Origin of the sequence: Stenotrophomonas sp. SI-NJAU-1 (genome assembly GCF_020883215.1) — a bacterium.
GTDB classification, from domain to species: Bacteria; Pseudomonadota; Gammaproteobacteria; order Xanthomonadales; family Xanthomonadaceae; genus Stenotrophomonas; species Stenotrophomonas indicatrix.
On the sequence record NZ_CP086598.1, the window covers coordinates 2,159,935 to 2,177,395 of the forward strand.

Genomic DNA, 17,461 nt, shown 5'->3' on the forward strand with positions numbered 1-17,461 from the left:
GAACCCCTCTCATGAACACCAACACCCAGACGCTGTCGCGTCTTCGCAACCTCGGCATCATTGCCCACATCGACGCGGGCAAAACCACCCTTACCGAACGCCTTCTGTGGAAGACCGGCGAGATCCACCGCGTCGGCGAAGTGCATGACGGCAACGCGACCACCGACTTCTCGGCGATCGAGCGCGAACGTGGCATCACCATCGGTGCGGCCGCCGTGCACGCACAGTGGGCGCCACGCGATCTGCCGCTGCACCAGCTGACCCTGATCGACACGCCCGGCCACATCGACTTCGCCATCGAGGTCGAGCGCTCGCTGCGCGTGCTCGACGGTGCCGTGGCCGTGTTTTCGGCCGTGGACGGCGTGCAGCCGCAATCGGAAACCGTGTGGCGCCAGGCGCGCCGGCATGGCGTGCCGTTGATTGCGTTCGTCAACAAGATGGATCGCATCGGCGCTTCTTTCGAGCGCGTGCTGGAGCAGCTGCAGGACAAGCTGCGCGCGCGACCGTGGGCGCTGGGCGTGCCGTTGGGCAGTGAGGGCGACTTCCACGGCTGGGTCGACCTGGTCGATGGCCGCGTACTGCAGTGGCAGGACGCAGGCGCGGCGACGGTGACGGCATGGAGCGAAGCCGAGCGCGCGCGTTGGCAACCGCAGCGCAATGCGCTGGTCGAAGCCGTGGCCGACCATGATGATGTGCTGGCAACGGCATGGCTGGAAGGCCGTGACATCGACGCGGTGACGCTGCGCGCAGCGATCCGTCGCGCGACGCTGGCGGGCGCCGGCGTACCGGTGCTGGCGGGTGCTGCCTTCAAGGACAAGGGCATCGAAACGCTGCTGGATGCGGTGGTCGATTACCTGCCGTCGCCGCTGGATCGTCCTGCGGTCACTGCCGAAGGCGAGGGCGGCGACGTCCTGCTGCCGCCGGACCCGGACGGCCCGTTGGCCGGCCTGCTGTTCAAGATCACCCACCAGCAGCACGGTGCGTTGAGCTTCGTGCGGCTGTACTCGGGCACCTTGAAGGTAGGCGACAACGTGGCCAGCTCGCAGCACCCGCAAGGGCGTCGCATCAGCCGGCTGGTGCGCGTGCAGGCCGACCAGACCCAGGACATCGGGCAGGCCGTGGCCGGCGACATCGTGGCGGTGCTGGGCTGGAAGGATGCGGTCAGCGGTGAAACGCTGAGCGGGCGAGGGCAGCCGCTGCGCCTGGAGAGCATCCAGGCACAGGCCCCGGTACTGGCCTGGCGGTTGGAGCCGGCACGTGCGGCCGACCTGATCCGGCTGGCGCAGGGCCTGGCAAGCCTGGCCCAGGAAGATCCCTCGTTCCGGGTGGAAACCGATCGCGAGACCGGTGAAACCCTGGCCTGGGGCATGGGCGAGCTGCATCTGGAGGTGATGGTCGAGCGGCTGCGCAGCGAATGGAAGCTGGACATCGGCATTGGCGCGCCGCGCGTGGCTTACCAGGAAACGCCGCAGCGTGCCGTGGAAGGCGTGGTGGGCCGTCTGGTCAAGCAGACCGGTGGCCAGGGCCAGTTCGCGCACGTGGTGCTGGATGTGGTGCCGCGCGACGACGGTGAGGTTGTGTTCAATGACCGCATCGTCGGTGGCGTGGTGCCGCGCAACTTCATCGCTGCGGTGGAAAAAGGCGTTCGTGCCGCGCTGTCGGAAGGGCCGCAGGGCCACCCGGTAGTCGGCATCGAAGTCAGCCTGGTGGATGGCCAGACCCACGCAAAGGATTCGTCGGAGATGGCGTTCCATCGGGCCGGAAGCGAGGGCATCAAGGCCGCGTTGGCGGCCAGCGGTACGCAGCTGCTGGAGCCGGTGATGGCGGTGACGGTGCATTCGCCGTCGGCCTCGGTGGGGGACGTGGTGGGTGATCTGAATCGCCGCCATGGGCGCGTTGCCCGCATCGACGACCAGGACGGTCGCGCCGAAGTCAGCGGATTCGCGCCGCTGGCGCAGCTGGTCGGGTATACGACTTCGTTGCGCTCGCTGAGCCAGGGACGGGCCAGCAGCGAATCGCACCTGCATGGCTACGAGCCGGTGCGTGCAACGTAAGGTGGATGCAGGGAGCCCGTTCGCGGGCTCCCTTTTTTGTATTGGCGAGGGGGGCATCCACGCATGGCGTGGATGGGTGCCATCCGTGCGCCGCGCACCTGCATTGCGTTGCAACAAAACTGCAGAAAAAGCTGGATTAAAGTGATGCCTCACGATAAATTGCGCACCCCCCGTTGCTTGCCGCCGCCCGCCCCCATGCGTGATGACAATGATCCCGGAACCCTGGAGCTGACCCTGCCGCGCAAACGCGGTCGGCCGCCCAAGTTCGGGTACGCAATGAGCGATGCACAGCGGGCTGCACGCTATCGGGCACGGCGCGCTGGCCAGGCCAACCACGCCGATGTGCGGCATTGCAGCGACATGGTCCTGCTGGACAAGATCCGCGCGGCGGTCAGTGCACGCGATACCGAACTGGCCGGCTTCCTGGTTCACGTACTGTGGCAACGCTACCCGTTGCAGCTGAAATAAGTCGGTGGCGGGGTGGCCGTTGTCACCTGCCTTGTTGATAATGCGGGATTCAGGTTGTTCCCGCTGGCGCGCCCGGGATGGCAGGCGCGCATGATCGACATGGTTTCCACGATGACCACCACCAGCGACACCACCACCGAAGCTGCGCCGAGCAGCGCGCCCCTGTTCTACACCCGCCCGGTGCCGCTGCAGGCAGACCTGCACGCCGATCTGCGCATCCTGCCGGGCAAGCTCGAGTTCGCTGCCGCCAGCAACTCCATCCCGCTGGTGCTGGGTGAATTCTCGCTGGCGCTGCATCACTTCCCGATCCTGTTTGCAGGCCCGAGTGCGGTACCGATGGCCGCCGTGGGTGTGACCACCGACAACCTGTTCATCACCGATGGCCTGTGGGACGACGAGACCTACATCCCGGCCTACCTGCGCCGCCATCCCTTCATCTTCATCGACACCGGCGCGGACAATGACTTCCTGCTCGGCATCGACGAAGACAGCCCGCGCATCGTCCGTGGCGGCGAAGAAGGCCAGCCGCTGTTCGTCGATGGCAAGGCCACCGACATGGTGCAGCAGGCGCTTGAGTTCTGCGGCCAGTTCACCCGCGAGCACGAACAGACCCAGGCGTTCTCCAAGGCACTGATCGACAACGGCCTGCTGGTCGAGCGCAACGCAACCGTGCGCCTGCCCGATGGTCGCGAGTTCAACCTCAACGGCTTCTTCGTCGTCGACGTCGAGAAGTTCATTGCACTGCCGGATGCGACCGTCATCGAATGGCACCGCAACGGCTGGTTGGCGCTGATCCACCAGCACCTGATGTCGCTGGGTCGCTTCAACGACCTGACCCGCCGCCAGGCAGGCCGCAACGCCGCCTGATTCAGGGCGACGGCGCGGTTCCCGCACTCCGGGAGCCGCGCCACGTCTGCAGCTCGGCCAGCAGCTGGCGCGCATCGTCCCAGCCGGGCGGTACGCGATCGCCCAGCTCCCATAGCTCGCCGGCGCGTGCATCCATGCCGCCCGCGTTGAGCATCTGCAGCACGCCCTGCAGGCGATGCGCGTGATGGCGCAGCTGCGCGGCATCGCAACGCGCGATCGCTTCGTGCAGGCATTGCAGCTCGCGATCGATATCTTCTTCGTAGGCGGCCATCAGTTCGGGGGCAGTGCTTTGGACAGCACTGACGGAAACAGGCTCGTCCAGCGCCTGCAGCAGCGCATCGGCCTGCAATGGCTTGAGCAACACCGCGTCGATGCCGGCCGTCTGGCAGCGCAGCGCATGGTCGCCACCGGTGAACGCGGAAAGCGCAATCAGCCGGGCGCGAGGCGTGCCCTCTGCTTCAAGCAACCGCAATTGCCGGGCCAGCGCGCAGCCATCCATTCCTGGTAGACCAATGTCCAGCATCACCAGCGGGCAGGGCGCCTGCATCTGGACCGTCAATGCATCGTCGGCAGTTGCAGCCTCCTGCACCGTCGCGCCCCAGCGCCGCAGCTGGGCGGCAATGACCTGCCGGGTCAGCGCGTGATCCTCCACCAACAGGATGCGCGTGCCGGCCAGCCGGGGCAGGGCGGACGCAGCGGCAGTGGCAGGCGCATCTTCCTGCACCTGCTGCACGGGCAGGCGAAGAATGAAGCGGCTGCCACGGCCATGCACGCTATGGACGTCCAGGGTGCCGTCCATGGCCTCGGCCAACGTGCGACAGATGGAAAGGCCCAGGCCGCTGCCACCGCGCTGCCTGCCTGCATCGGCCTGCCGGAAGGGCTCGAACAGGGCGCTCATCTGCGCTGCCGCGATGCCGATGCCACTGTCGATGACCTCTACCAACAGTGATGCGTTCTTCGTGGGCGCATCCAGCTGCAGGCGCAGTTCAACGCCGCCCAGGTCGGTAAACTTGACGGCATTGCCGAGCAGGTTGTCGAGCAGCTGGCGCAGGCAGTCCGGGTCCGTTGCCAGCATCGGGAACGGCACCTGCGGTGCGCAGAGCTGCAGGCTGAGCGCCTTCTTCTGCGCGAGGGGTGCAATGGCCTGCAGCGCCTGCGTGCAGATCGCAGGGACGTCGCAGGGCACCCGCTTTGGCCGGAACGTGCCGCTGGCCAGGCGGGAGAAGTCCAGCGTGCGGTTGAGCAACCCGCGCAATGCCTGGCTGGCGGTGGCCGCAGCGGCTACCAGTTCGCGTTGCCCGGCTGGCAGTGGTGCCTGGCCCAGCAGGTCGATCGACGCCATGACGGCCTGGGCGGAATTGCGCACCTCATGGCTGATCATGCCCGTCATCTGCGCCTGCTTCTGATCAAGACCCTTCTGCCGCCGCAGTCTGCGTGCAGCCAGCAACGGGAATGCCAGCAGCACGGCGAGGACTGGCAACATCCAGAGCACGGTGCCATCGAGGCCTTGGCGCACTTTCTGGTCGAGCGCGGCCGGCAGCGTCTGCCGGGCCCAGCGTTGCAGCAGCTGGGCATGCTCTTCAATGGTGATGTCATCCAGTGCCGCCTCGATACGATCGAGCAGCGCCTGGTCTTCGCTGCGGGCAAGCAGATGCAGCTGGGTCGAAAGATCGGCGTCCACTGTCTGCAGCCGCAGACTGTGGGAGAAGTGGCGCCGTGCTATCGCACCTGCAGTGGATTCCAGGCCGATCGCCGCGTCGGCAATGCCGGCATCCACGGCGGCCAATGCCGCGCGCATGCTGGGGTGCGGCAGCACAGGCACTTCAGGGTAGTGCTGTGCCAACCATTCCGGATAGGGGCCTCCTGCAACAGCAGCGATCCGCAGCGTGCCCAGATCGGCAACCCGCCTCGGCAAGCGCTCGCCAATGCGGCCGGCAAGCACGCTGGCACCGCCAGGAAAACTGCGCGAGGGCGCCACGCTGGGGCAGGGCAGGCGTGCTCCAGCGCCAGCACCCATCGCCAGCACAAGATCAGCCTGCCCCTCACAGACCGCGGTCATCGCTGCGAGCGTGCTGGGAAAAGGGACTTCGACGAAGGTCAGGCCGGAGTGGCGGGCCACGAGCGCGGCATAGCCATGCGCCAGGGTCTGCAGTACCTCGGGGTCGGCAGCATCTTCGGGCACAGGATGCAGCGTGGGGGCCGCGGCCACCCGGACAACGCGGCCCGCTGTCCACTTTCCGTGCGGGATGTCCCCCGCGGACGTACAGGGAAGCAGGGTAAACAGCGCCAGCAGCATGACTCTGCGAACGCGCTTCAATCGCACGGTCACAGCGCCTCCAGCTGCTGCCGCATCGCGAAGATCTCGGCATCATTGCGCAGCCCCAGCTTGCGCTGCGCGGCGATCTTCTGCGTGCTGACGGTCTTGACGCTGCGGTGTCGATGCAGGGCGATCTCGGAAACGGTCAGCCCATCCAGGACCAGCCGGATGACCTCGCGCTCGTTGCGGCTCAGGGCATCGCAGGGCGTCAGCAGCCTGCACGACGGCGGAATGCGGCAGAGCCCCTGGGCCACGCGTACGATCGCATCGGACAGTTCCGCCAACGGCTCGGATTTGCCGACAAAGCCACTGATTCCTGCATCCAACAGGTGATTGATGATCGCTACCGATGACTGCCCGGCAAAACCAAGCAGCGTTACCTGCGGCAACGCTTGCCGCAGGTGCTCCACGAGCGTGGTGCCGCTGATATCTCCTGGCGCCAGAGTGATGTCGATGATGGCTACATCGGCATGACGCTGCTGCACAGCCTGCACGAACGCCTGGCTGTTGCTGTGGCTGGCGATGATCTCGAAGCGGCTGTCGTTGCCCAGATGGAAGGCCGTGCCGCGGCGGACGACGTCATGGTCGTCAAGCAGCGCCAGGCGAAGCCGGCGCGGTGCAGGGAATCCGTTCATGCGCAGGAGTGTTGTCAGCGCGAGTAGCGTGGTGCTCATTCTGGCGCCGCTGTCGCGTCGAGCATCGAAAACGTTCGATTTTTGAGACTTTTCCTAGGGCGGAATCAGGGGAAGTTGGTGGATGGTGTCGAGATCTGCGCGGTGTGGGCGCAGCGAAGTAGTCTGTTGCGTCTGGCAATTCTTGAATCGTGCATGCATCGAGTGCGCGGACTGCGTGTGCCGCGCTGGCCGGGTGCGCGTTCCACTGGCGAGAGGCCAGCTTCGACGCCCGGTCAAGGACTGTTCCCGGCACAAGGCCTTCAAAATCAGTGCGATCGAGGGGTCGGCGGACCCGATTAACGTGACGCGTCACGGTGGTTGTGGGGCTGCCTGGCGTTGAATTCTACGGGGTTGAGGGCTTGGGGTTCCCTTAGAATTTGAACGTTGGTTCGGCGAGATGGCCGGTGTCGTAGACCGTGATGATGTCCGGAGGGTTGCCAGTCGGGCTTGTTGGCGGAGTCGACGCCCCTCCTGTTGCGAACATAATATACATTATGCGAAATGATGTATCGGTCGGCCGTTGGCTTCGTCGGCTCTGCGTGGCAATGGCTGGGCCTCTGGCTCGGCTCTTGCCTGCGCCCTCAATCCTCGGCCAAGGATGAGATCGCGGCATGATTGAGTTCGACCCGCACCACCGTATCGACCTGACCGGCCCTTGGGTCGGCTTTTCTTTCCTCGGTGATCGCCTGATCACACCCGAAGGCCGCGAGCTGCTTCCCGAAGATCTGGCCTGGCTGTCGCTCACGGCCTGCCAAACGCAGGAACGGCGTCGGGAACGCCGCGAGCGCATGTAAGGCGCTTCCGTAGGGGGCGCCGCCCCTACACCCCGTGACGCATCACGCTATTGGCCGCCGTAGTGGTTCTGAACGGACTCCGGGAATGTCGACATAGGCCGTTGGCCGACTTGAATGAGCGCATGCGCAGATCGTTCAAGAGCGACGGTAGACGAATCATTACCCGCGGGAATTGCCGAACGATCGACACCTGCGGGCACCGCGGCAGATGCCTGGGCGACGAAGGCGGCTTCCTTGGCACGCTGGATGGCGGCACAGTCACGCCGGTCGAGCAACCACGAAATGATTTTTGCGCCACCAACCGACCCGGCCGCGATGGCCGCCAGCAGAGCTAGGGCAAAGAGGGACTCGGTCATGCCAGAATCTCCCACACAATCCGAACAGAGTGGGCATTGACATGGAAGTTCCGGCCGATTGCATTACAAGACGCGACGCGGTCATCGCTGCCTTCATCGCTGGGGTTTTTGGCGCAGGTATGGCTCTGTTCGCCTCGGGCTTTCTTCTTCTTGTATGGAAAGAGACTGGGAACCCTGCCGATTGGGTGGCTGCGATAGGTACTTGGGTGATCGGCTACGGAGCGTGGCGTATCGCCCGGGATGGCCACGACCACCGAATCAGAGAATCAAACCAGCGGGAGAGCAGGGAAAGCGATTTGCGTAACGCTGCGCTTTGGCAAATGGTGGTCAAGGCCACGGAGACGAAGGTATGGGGCTCGCGGGTGGCCGATTTCGCAGCCAAACCGCCAGAAGAGCAAACTGTTAGGGCGCTGCTCTTGATGGTCCACGTGGCTATTGCGGTGCTGGCGCGCACGCGCTGGTCTGATGGCGATCGGGCAATGCTCTCGCAGGACGGCATTAACGCCCTTTCGTCGCTCGATTTTGAAGTAATGGCTCATTTGGATACGCTCAACTCGCTGCATAAGCGGTTGAGTGCAGATGCGAGTGACTACGCTAATGAGCGAGAAGGAATCGTCGCGTTGATCGTGCAGATGAGCGAAGAGTTGACTGTCGATGCCAATCGGTTCATTGACTGCGTTAAGGCGCTGATGACACCGTGGAAGCCTGGTGACGCAAACCATTGACGTGCCCCTCCTTATGTGAAAGGACATATCTGCCGTGGTTGGGTTCGTCGGCTCCGCATGGCAATGGCTCCGGCGCTGGATCGGCTCTTGCCTCCCTGTTCGTTCCCCCGACAAGGACGAACTTGCAGCTTTCGGCTTTCAAGGCGGCCACATGTTCCCCCCCCGAAGGTCACCAGCTGGATCCCGGCGGCATGGCCTGGTGGTCGCTGACCTGCAACTCTGCAGTGGCGGTCGCTGGCCCCGGCGCCGAGCCGCCTGCGGCAGTCGATGTAGAAACGGGGCCGAAGCCCCGTGTGCGCGTGTGAGGCGTTTTCCGTAGGGGCATAGCCCCCTTACACCCCCAGATTCCGCCCAAATACCCTAGAGCGACGCCGCCCTGATGAGGCTGTCGAGAACCCTTGTATAGGCAACATGCGAGTCGTTGCCTCGCTTATGACCCAGAAGACTGCTGGCAAGCCGCGACTTTTGATCGGGCGTGAGCTCTCGAATGAGAGATTCAAGGGCAACACGAAGCGCCAAGTTCTCTTGGCCGACCTCAAGAAGGCTCGTGCTCTGACCTTGCATTGGTGTGTTCGACATCTCGGTTTCCTAGCTTCCATGTAGAAGATTGAGAGGATGTCAGGCGTCGCCCGACCCTCTTACCATACGCCACCCGGCTAGAATGCGCGTGGGACGCTTTAAGGGGGATCATGGATAAGGCTGGCTGGCAGGTGGCGAGCGGCGTACTGGCGATGGCTCTGGTGGGCACAAGCTTCGCCCTGATGGCCATGTAGGACGACGTCTGGTGCTGAGGAGACTCCGGGAAGCTCCCCGACGCCCGGTCCCTACGCTGCACCGCCACGCCTTGTACAGCGACGGTGGCTTGCGGCGGCGCCACGCGATCACGCCGCCCTTCCCCGCCACTCTCTGCGGGCTTTGGGCTGGCATCAACATTGCGAGCCTGCTGCGGATCCTTGAACGGGTTGTATGCCTCACCCCAACGCGCAATATCACGGCACACGTCATCGCGAACCGGCACCACTGGTCGCGTGCTCTGTTCCGTCTTGCCGATGCCCTCAGAATTCGCCGAGAACGGCGGGTGGGCGCCGGTGTATCCGGTTCCGACGCCGAACCGTCCAATGTGGTCTATATGAGCCGTGGGCCGAGGCCGCAGATAGAGCGCGCCTTGAATCAAGCCAAACGTGACGAGAACCGAACCCCAGCCAGCCACATCGGCCATCGTTATTTTTTTGCGTACCTTCCATGTACTCCCCCTTTCAAGCGCCCCTGACGCATTCCGAATAGTGCCATGGCGTGGAGCGCGGCGTCAGCGCGGACCAGGGTTCGACCCGTTTATCCATCTGTCGCATCCGCCCTACTCATAGTCAGAGCATGTCGGTACCGGCACGAAATATGCGGGCCAATCGGCACCGCCGGCAGCCCTTGCAGGCCAAGCCTCCAGCGCCCTTCCCTGCCATACAACGATTCTGAAAACGTCGAAAACAGTGACGGCATTGCCCTTACTGTATTGGCATCGCGCACGACCGGGCGTATTCCTTGCCGTGCCACCTAACACCGGTGGTCGGGGCTCGAAATCCCGGTTCTATGCTGATGTTTACGCTTGCCAGTCGGCACCACCTCGGCGTGGTGCCGGCTGGCAATCCGTCTGCCGGCTATGGCGGGCGGTGCGTGGGGGCCTCGCGCCCACCGGTTCCAGCGTAGACCGGATTTCGAGCCACGCATCGTCCGCCACCTTTATCGGTGGCGGCTTCTGCCTGCACGCAAGGAGCCCTGCCATGACCACGCCCTACTCCCCTGCCCCACAGCGCATCCACGAGGCGCCCTCGGCCGGGCCTACCGTGGATCCCAATACCCTCATCGCGCTGCTGCACAGCATCGGCTCGGGCGTGGCCGCCAACGGCCAGCCCTGGCCAGAGCGGCATCAGCTGCGTGGCCGGCAGATGGCGCTGGCCGATGCCGACTGCTCGCTGACAGGCCTGCGCGTGGTGCTGGAAGTGCTGCTGGCCGCAGAACGCACCCGCCAGAACGGCGAGCCGGAGCAATACGTCGGCGACCGGGTGATGGAAGGGCTGATCATGGCCGGGCTTGGGCTCGCAGCCCACGCGAGCGAACGGCTGCAGCCGGCAGACTGAAGGATCACTTCGGTGGGACCTGAAATGAAGGTGCGCCACGGGGTGATGTGGGTGCTCTTTCTGGCGCTGGTCGTTGCCTTACAGATGCACTTGCCAGAACCCGTTGAACCCGAAGTACTCGCGTACCGTGATGTACCCGATGAGACATTCTGGACGCTGCGCCGCCACGCGCTTCGATTCGCAGAGGCACGGGCGCGGGACGGTTTCGAGTTCCTGGAGGGGACGCCCGCTTCGGCTTCCTTCCAGATCCTGTGCAAGGGTGTGCCGGTGCTGCACGTGGACAGGCAGCCGCCGCTTCTGCTGATCCGGGTTGCGCTGGGTACCGAGCAACGGGCGCCTGCGATCTACCCCCTGCAGGCTACGCTGCAGTGGTCACTGGTGCCGTTGAGCTATCTGGAGCAGGTCCTGTCTGGCGTGCAGGAGCCTACGCTGCAGGATCGGCTGCTACTGACGCTCGCTGGCGATGTGCCTGAGGATGAGCGCTGTGGCGTGCGGAAGTAGGAGTACAACCCCCGGCGACGCCCCGCCTCACCCACCCTGCCCCAGCTCGCGCGCAAGGAACGGCGCCGTCCTGCTGCCCTTGGCGCGGGCCACCTGCTGCGGCGTTCCCTTCGCCACGATGGTGCCGCCCGCAGCGCCTGCGCCAGGTCCGACGTCAATCACCCAGTCCGCCTGCATGACCGCGCGCATGTCATGTTCAATCATCACCACCGTATTGCCCGCGTCCACCAGCCGCTGCAGTTGCACAAGCAGCCTGTCCGCGTCCGATGCATGCAGGCCGGTGGTGGGTTCGTCCAGTACGTAGAGCGTGCGCCCGCGCTGGCTGCGCTGCAGCTCGGTCGCCAGCTTGATGCGCTGTGCTTCGCCGCCTGAAAGCTCTGTGGCCGGCTGGCCCAGCCTCAGATAGCCCAGGCCGATCTCCTGCAGCAGCTGCAGCGGACGGGCAATGGCCTCTTCCTCGATGAAGAACGCGTGCGCCTGGTCCACCGTCATCTGCAGGACTTCGGCGATGTTGCGGTCATTCCACAGCACCTTCAGCGTGGCCTCGTTGTAACGCGCGCCGTGGCAGGTGGGGCACGGCGCATAGACGCTGGGCATGAACAGCAGTTCGACGCTGACGAAACCTTCGCCTTCGCAGGTCTCGCATCGGCCCTTGGCCACGTTGAACGAGAAACGGCCGGCATCGAAACGCCGACGGCGCGCGGCGGGCGTAGCGGCGAACAGCTTGCGCACGTGGTCGAACAGCCCGGTATAGGTGGCCAGGTTGGAGCGTGGGGTGCGGCCGATGGGCTTCTGGTCCACCTGCACTACCCGCTGGATGGCGTCCACATCGCCAGCCAGCCGGCCTCGGGTCGCTTCGATCACGGTCGGCGCGTCGGTGGGCGCACTCTCGGCGCTGTTGTCTTCGGGCTCATGCCCTAGGTGCAGCAGCACCAGCTCGGGCAGTGCCTGCGCCATCAGGCTGGATTTGCCAGACCCTGAAATGCCGGTCACTGCGGTCAGCAACCCCAGCGGCACCTGCGCGTCCACACCCTGTAGGTTGTGGCGGTGGATGCCCTTCAGTTCCAGCCAGCTGCTGGCGGTGCGCTGCCGGCTGGCGGCCGCAGGCACTTGGTCGAACAGATACCGGGCGGTGCGCGATTCCTGGACCTTGCGCAGGCCGTCGGGCTCGCCACTGTAGAGAACGCGCCCGCCGTGCTCACCCGCCTCCGGGCCAACATCCACCAGCCACTGTGCGCGGCGCATCAGCTCCAGGTCGTGCTCGACAACGAACACCGAGTTTCCGCCGTCGCGCAACCGGTCCAGCGCGTCGTACAGCGCCTGGCTGTCGGCGGGGTGCAGGCCGGCCGAGGGTTCATCAAGCACGTACAACACGCCAAACAGCAACGAGCTGAGCTGCGTGGCCAGCCGCAGGCGCTGCAGTTCGCCGGCCGACAATGTTGGCGTGGCGCGATCCAGCGAGAGATATCCCAGGCCCAAGCCTCGCAGCTGGTGTACGCGCGCCATGACGCCGCCTGCGAGCCGCTGCGCGGCCAAGCGTTTCTCTTCCGACAGGGCCGAGGTCAGCCGCACGTCGGGGGCTCCAGCATGGACAGGTCGGCCGCTTGCAGCCCGCTGCGTGCGATCGCGTTTCGTGGCGCTACCGCTGGTACGCGCGCCGCGGCTGTGCGCGCTGAAATCGCCCTGAGCGATGGGCTCCAGCAGGTCCGCCAACTGGTCCAGTGGCAGCCGCATGAACTCGCCGATATCCACACCGGCAAAGGTGACCGAAAGCGCTTCCGGCTTCAGGCGCTTTCCGTGGCAGGCCGGGCACAACCTGCCTTCCATGTAGCGCGAAACGCGCTTGCGCATCAGCGCGCTCTGGGTGTTGGCAAAGGTGTGCAGCACGTAGCGGCGCGCACCGGTATAGGTGCCCATGTAGCTGGGTTCCAGCTTGCGCTTCAGTGCGGCACGGGTCTCTGCGGGCGTGAAGCCGGCATAGACCGACACGGTTGGCGTTTCCTCGGTGAACAGGATCCAGTCGCGGTCCTTCTTCGGCAGCTTCTTCCACGGCACGTCGATGTCGTAGCCCAGCGTGACCAGGATGTCGCGCAGGTTCTGGCCATGCCATGCCGGCGGCCAGGAGGCGATGGCGCGCTCACGGATGCTCAGCGACGGGTCCGGCACCATCAGCGCTTCGGTCACCTCGTACACATGCCCCAGGCCGTGGCAGGTGCTGCAGGCGCCCTGCGGCGTGTTGGGCGAGAAGTCCTCGGCGTACAGCATGGGCTGGTTGGCCGGGTACGCACCCGCACGCGAGTACATCATGCGCACCAGGCTGGACAGGGTGGTCACGCTACCCACCGACGACCGTGCATTGCTGGCGCCGCGCTGCTGCTGCAGGGCAACCGCCGGCGGCAGCCCGTCGATGGCGTCCACATCGGGCACGCCCGCCTGGTCGATCAGGCGCCGCGCGTACGGCGCTACGGATTCGAAGTAACGCCGCTGCGCCTCGGCGAAGACGGTACCGAAGGCCAACGACGACTTGCCCGACCCCGACACCCCGGAGAACACCACCAGTGCATTGCGCGGGATCGAGACATCGACATTCTTGAGGTTGTGCTCGCGCGCGCCGCGCACCTCCACGCACCCGCTGGCTGCGGCCGCGCATGAGGATTCACCGAAAGGGTTGTTGGACATCGTTGCGTTCCTGCAGGCAGTGATCGGTGCGCCCTGGAGCGCGCCCAAGGACGCATTTTCGCTGCTGCGAGGTGAATGTGGTGAGGGCACGGCCGAAGCGCGTGCACCGCCCCCTCATCCTGGGCTGGACTCAGCCCGCAGGCTGCATCCCGCTGGGCGTTGCCCCGCGCGATGCCGCCAGATACCGGCAGTACTTGCCGATGAAGATGCCGGTGAATCCGCCAGACAGCAGGAGATAGGCGGCGCTGAAGCCTGCGTTGCTGCTCAGGCCGGGCGCCACGGCGAGCGCCGTTTCAAAACCGTACTTGATGACGAACGTGACCAGCAGCAGTGGCAGCAGGCTGTAGTCGGCACTGCGCCACAGCATGCCGGTGGAGGCGTCTACGGTCAGCGTTGCCCGGCGCAGCAGCAGCCAGCCCACTGCTGCGCCCGCGCAGATGCCGGCCAGCCATTCGCCCCACGCCAACGGCGAGCCGCCATAGCGGTGGCTGATCGACCAGATGCCCCAGGCGCTGAACAGCGCCGGCACGATGGCCAACTTCCGCAGCGAGGTCTGCCCCGGCCGCATGGCCGCGATGCCGCGCGAGACCAGGAACGCCAGAAGCACCCAGACCCAGATGGGGGTCTGCCAGAGAAGTTGCTGCAGCAGGTTCACGGGAGGTCCTTTCGGTGAGTGCCGGCCAGGCAGGCGGCGGTGGCGCTCACTATTGGCGGTACGCATTGCCCGGACAAGTGACAGGTGTCAGCGATGCAGCCTGCACCCTGTCCTCTGCGCGGCGCTCGGCGATGTACGCGTGTCCTATCGTGTCACCGTGACCAGCGAACGGAGGTCTTTGCCGCTCACCGAATCGTAGCCGAGGCGGCACCACTTGGCGTCTTGCCGGCCAGCGGCCGGCACTACCCTTGCGATGCGGATGTTCGGAATCGATATTACCGTGACGCGTCACGGTCAATGGCATGCGCCTTCAATCGGGCGCACGCCGGGTTCTGATACAGCCCTTTGCTGGCGGGGCCGGCACTGCAGCCGGCACGGTATGATGCCGACTTTCTCGCACTTGCCATCGCTCTAGCGCGCGTTGCTGTTGGCTCGCGCCGGTGCAGCTGAGACCCCACCCACTCCATGCTCGCTTCCTGTTCCCCCTTCATCATCTGGGCGGCCGTGGCCGTTGCCACCGTCGGCCTGCTGTTCCGGCCGTTCCGCATTCCGGAGTACGTGTGGGCGCTGGGCGCGGCAGCGCTGCTTCCGCTGCTTGGGGCGGTGTCGCTCGGCACGACCTGGCACGCGGTTGCTGAAGGCCGGGATGTCTACCTGTTCCTGGTCGGCATGATGGTGCTGGCCGAGCTGGCGCGGCGCGAGGGCCTGTTCGACTGGCTGGCCTTGTATGCGGTGCGGCATGCGGGCGGCTCGGGGCGGCGGTTGTTCGATCTGGTGTTCCTGGTCGGCACGGTGGTGACGGTGTTCCTGTCCAACGATGCCACGGCGGTGGTGCTGACGCCCGCGGTCTATGCCGCGTGCAAGGCGGCCCGCGCCAACCCCCTGCCCTATCTGTTTGTCTGTGCGTTCATCGCCAATGCGGCGAGCTTCGTGCTGCCTATTTCCAACCCGGCCAACCTGGTGGTGTACGGCAACCACATGCCACCGCTGCTGCAGTGGCTGACGCAGTTCGCGCTGCCGTCGCTGGCCGCGATCGGTGCCACGTATCTGGTGCTGCGCTGGGTGCATCGCCGCGAGATCGCACAGCCGTTGGCAGCATCGCCCGAGCATCGCCCGCTTACCGAGGGTGGCCGGCTGAGTGCGCTGGGCGTGTTGTTCACCGGCACCGTGCTGCTGGTGACCTCCGCACTGAACGGCCCATTGGGCCTGACTACGTTCTGTGCGGGCGCGCTGAGCGTAGCGGTGGTGGCGATCCGCCAGCGCCGCAGCCCGCTGCCGCTGTTGCGCCACGTCTCCTGGGGCGTGCTGCCGCTGGTGGCCGGCCTGTTCGTGCTGGTTGAAGCGGTTTCGCAGACCGGTGTCATCCAGACAGCGGCCAGCAACCTGCAGGCGCTGGCGCAGACCTCGCCGCACCAGGCGGGCTGGCTGGCCGGAGGCGCTGCCGCACTGCTCAGCAACGTGGCCAACAATCTGCCGGTGGGCCTGGCGGCGGGCTCGCTGGGCCAGATGGCCGAGCTGCCGGCGCAGACGCGCGCGGCGTTGCTGATCGGCGTGGACCTGGGCCCGAACCTGTCAGTGACCGGCTCGCTGGCCACCATGCTGTGGCTGGTGGCGCTGCGCCGCGAAGGCGAACATGTCAGCGCGCTCGACTTCCTGCGTGTCGGCGCGCTGGTGATGCCGCCCGCGCTGATCGGGGCGTTGCTGCTGCTCTGATCAGGCGCGGGCGCAGCATTTGCCTAGAACGCCACCTGCAAACGGGTGTTGAAGGTGGTGCCTTCGTCCCTGCCCGGCCCGGTACCGCTGCGGTTGTGGGTCTGCCAGCGGATGGCCTCGAACATCACGCGGCTGAAATCGTTGAGGTACCAGTTCGTGCCCAGCGTCCACGCATGGCCGGTACCGCCGCTGGGCAGTTCGGCGTAATCCACGTCTTCATAGCGCGCCTTCAGCTCCCACGCGCCCCTGCCGCCGCGTGTGACCGGGTCGGCCACCTTCACCCGGCTCCAGGTGCCGGCCTTGCCCGAATAGGCTGGCATGGCACCGGCCAGGAACCAGCCGGCCGAGACAGCCCAAGCCTGGTGGTCGAGGTCGTAGCGACCGCTGGCATCGGCACCGCGCAGGTTGCGGGTGCCCCATTCGCCCGTCGCCCATGCCGGGCCGAAGAAGCCCGCCAGCTCCGCGCCATAGGCGGTGCTGCGCTCGGCGCCGAGCAGCGTGCCCGGCGTGATCTTGACGAGATCGTTGAAATGCCCGGCGATGGCCGAGCTGCGCACCACGCTGCTGGCGCCGGCGGCGATCTCCTCGTGGAAGGCCCATGCGCCCAGGTGCACCGTCGCAGCGGAACTTTCGATGGGATTCCAGTGCACGCGCGTGGCCCAGGTCTGGCTGTCGTTGTCGGTACCGGCGTTGTTGAGGTCATTGCCCGCCACCGAGAGGCTGGCGTGCCAGCCCTTGCCATACACCCGCTCGGTAAGGCCGACACCGAACAGCCCGCGCTGCGGCAGCATCAAGGTGCCCACGACATTTCGGTCCTGGAAGGGCGTGTTGGAGGTGCTGCTGGAACCGTCGATGCCGCGGTCATTGAGGCGGTTGCCGACGGTAAGATCGGCAGGCAGGCCGAACAGGCGGTGATCGACAGTGGCGTAGACCGACTTCCAGGCCACGTCGTTGTCGGCGAAATCGCCTTCGACGGCCCAGCCCAGAATCCCGTAACGCCCTTCGGCGCCCAGGCGCACCGAACGGATTTCGGTACCGGACAGGTTGCGGTCGCTCACCGAGGATCCGTCGGTACTGGATGCGTCGACGAACAGGCGTCCGCGCGGCCGGAAGGCTGCGTTGCCGTCGGCGCTGCTGAACTCCGGCGCCCCCTTGGACCAGGACACCTTGGGCTGTTTGGACTGGCCCGATTCCAGCGCGGCGACCCGGGTTTCCAGCGCAGCGGCGGGCGTTGCCGCCGGTACCGCTGCAGGGCCCTGCCCGCCTTCGACAGCGCGCAGGCGCGCCTCCAACTGCTGGATCTGCACGGCCTGCTGCTGCACCAGTTGCGAGAGCTCGGCCTGGCTCAATGGTGCAGGCGGTGACGAAGTGGACTGAGCGTCGGCATGGCCACTGGCCAACAGCAGGCCGAGCGCGATCGACAGCGCTGCCGGCGGCAGCACGGTGGAATGGTTCATGGTCTCTCTCTCTCCGGCCAGCCGGCCCCCTGGCCTGGCGCTGGCCTGTTGCGGTGGTGCGGGGGAAGA

Annotated in this window: 14 protein-coding genes; 8 read left to right on the forward strand and 6 right to left on the reverse strand. The window is 65.9% G+C overall.

Going from position 1 to position 17,461, the window contains the following annotated elements; all coding sequences use genetic code 11:
* Positions 1 to 11 precede the first annotated feature (11 nt).
* From fusA to LMF57_RS09990, 3 genes are all read left to right on the forward strand, one after another.
* Positions 12 to 2,054 carry an elongation factor G gene (gene fusA / locus LMF57_RS09980; protein WP_229291318.1) on the forward strand — a complete coding sequence of 681 codons (2,043 nt, stop codon included), beginning with the start codon at positions 12 to 14 and terminating at the stop codon, positions 2,052 to 2,054.
* A gap of 195 nt (positions 2,055 to 2,249) precedes the next feature.
* Positions 2,250 to 2,522, forward strand: coding sequence for a hypothetical protein (locus tag LMF57_RS09985; protein ID WP_025877210.1), 273 nt, complete (start codon positions 2,250 to 2,252; stop codon positions 2,520 to 2,522).
* Positions 2,523 to 2,633: 111 nt separating this feature from the next.
* Positions 2,634 to 3,389, forward strand: a complete 756-nt coding sequence (locus tag LMF57_RS09990) for a SapC family protein (RefSeq protein ID WP_208081764.1) — start codon at positions 2,634 to 2,636, stop codon at positions 3,387 to 3,389.
* A 1-nt stretch (position 3,390) separates the two neighbouring features.
* Here LMF57_RS09990 and LMF57_RS09995 read toward each other — a convergent pair whose 3' ends face one another.
* Together LMF57_RS09995 and LMF57_RS10000 are read right to left on the reverse strand one after the other, a co-directional pair.
* The gene (locus LMF57_RS09995) at positions 3,391 to 5,571 is read right to left on the reverse strand and encodes an ATP-binding protein (RefSeq protein ID WP_324255964.1); all 2,181 of its coding nucleotides are present in this window, start codon (positions 5,569 to 5,571) and stop codon (positions 3,391 to 3,393) included.
* 143 nt (positions 5,572 to 5,714) lie between these two features.
* Positions 5,715 to 6,341, reverse strand: a complete 627-nt coding sequence (locus tag LMF57_RS10000; protein ID WP_117310393.1) for a response regulator transcription factor — start codon at positions 6,339 to 6,341, stop codon at positions 5,715 to 5,717.
* A gap of 650 nt (positions 6,342 to 6,991) precedes the next feature.
* Here LMF57_RS10000 and LMF57_RS10005 point away from each other — a divergent pair.
* Positions 6,992 to 7,174, forward strand: coding sequence for a DUF3653 domain-containing protein (locus tag LMF57_RS10005; RefSeq protein ID WP_229291321.1), 183 nt, complete (start codon positions 6,992 to 6,994; stop codon positions 7,172 to 7,174).
* 47 nt (positions 7,175 to 7,221) lie between these two features.
* Here the strand turns inward: LMF57_RS10005 and LMF57_RS10010 are convergent, their stop codons facing one another.
* The gene (locus LMF57_RS10010; protein WP_229291322.1) at positions 7,222 to 7,530 is read right to left on the reverse strand and encodes a hypothetical protein; all 309 of its coding nucleotides are present in this window, start codon (positions 7,528 to 7,530) and stop codon (positions 7,222 to 7,224) included.
* A 41-nt stretch (positions 7,531 to 7,571) separates the two neighbouring features.
* Between LMF57_RS10010 and LMF57_RS10015 the strand changes: the two genes are divergently transcribed.
* From LMF57_RS10015 to LMF57_RS10025, 3 genes are all read left to right on the forward strand, one after another.
* On the forward strand, positions 7,572 to 8,255 hold the full coding sequence (locus LMF57_RS10015; protein ID WP_229291323.1) for a hypothetical protein: 684 nt from the start codon (positions 7,572 to 7,574) through the stop codon (positions 8,253 to 8,255).
* Positions 8,256 to 10,030: 1,775 nt separating this feature from the next.
* Entirely contained in the window at positions 10,031 to 10,387 is a 357-nt protein-coding gene (locus LMF57_RS10020; protein WP_229291324.1) for a hypothetical protein, read from the forward strand.
* Between the two features lie 24 nt (positions 10,388 to 10,411).
* Complete coding sequence (locus LMF57_RS10025; RefSeq protein ID WP_229291325.1) at positions 10,412 to 10,888, forward strand: hypothetical protein; 477 nt, start codon at positions 10,412 to 10,414, stop codon at positions 10,886 to 10,888.
* Positions 10,889 to 10,915: 27 nt separating this feature from the next.
* Here LMF57_RS10025 and LMF57_RS10030 read toward each other — a convergent pair whose 3' ends face one another.
* Both LMF57_RS10030 and LMF57_RS10035 read right to left on the reverse strand, forming a co-directional pair.
* On the reverse strand, positions 10,916 to 13,567 hold the full coding sequence (locus LMF57_RS10030) for an excinuclease ABC subunit UvrA (RefSeq protein ID WP_229291326.1): 2,652 nt from the start codon (positions 13,565 to 13,567) through the stop codon (positions 10,916 to 10,918).
* Between the two features lie 130 nt (positions 13,568 to 13,697).
* Positions 13,698 to 14,222: a DUF6622 family protein gene (locus LMF57_RS10035; RefSeq protein WP_229291327.1), complete on the reverse strand. Its 525-nt coding sequence runs from the start codon at positions 14,220 to 14,222 to the stop codon at positions 13,698 to 13,700.
* 465 nt (positions 14,223 to 14,687) lie between these two features.
* Here LMF57_RS10035 and LMF57_RS10040 point away from each other — a divergent pair, with 465 nt between their 5' ends.
* Positions 14,688 to 15,935, forward strand: coding sequence for an arsenic transporter (locus LMF57_RS10040; RefSeq protein ID WP_229291328.1), 1,248 nt, complete (start codon positions 14,688 to 14,690; stop codon positions 15,933 to 15,935).
* Between the two features lie 23 nt (positions 15,936 to 15,958).
* Here LMF57_RS10040 and LMF57_RS10045 read toward each other — a convergent pair whose 3' ends face one another.
* On the reverse strand, positions 15,959 to 17,392 hold the full coding sequence (locus LMF57_RS10045) for a porin (protein ID WP_229291329.1): 1,434 nt from the start codon (positions 17,390 to 17,392) through the stop codon (positions 15,959 to 15,961).
* Positions 17,393 to 17,461: the final 69 nt, after the last annotated feature.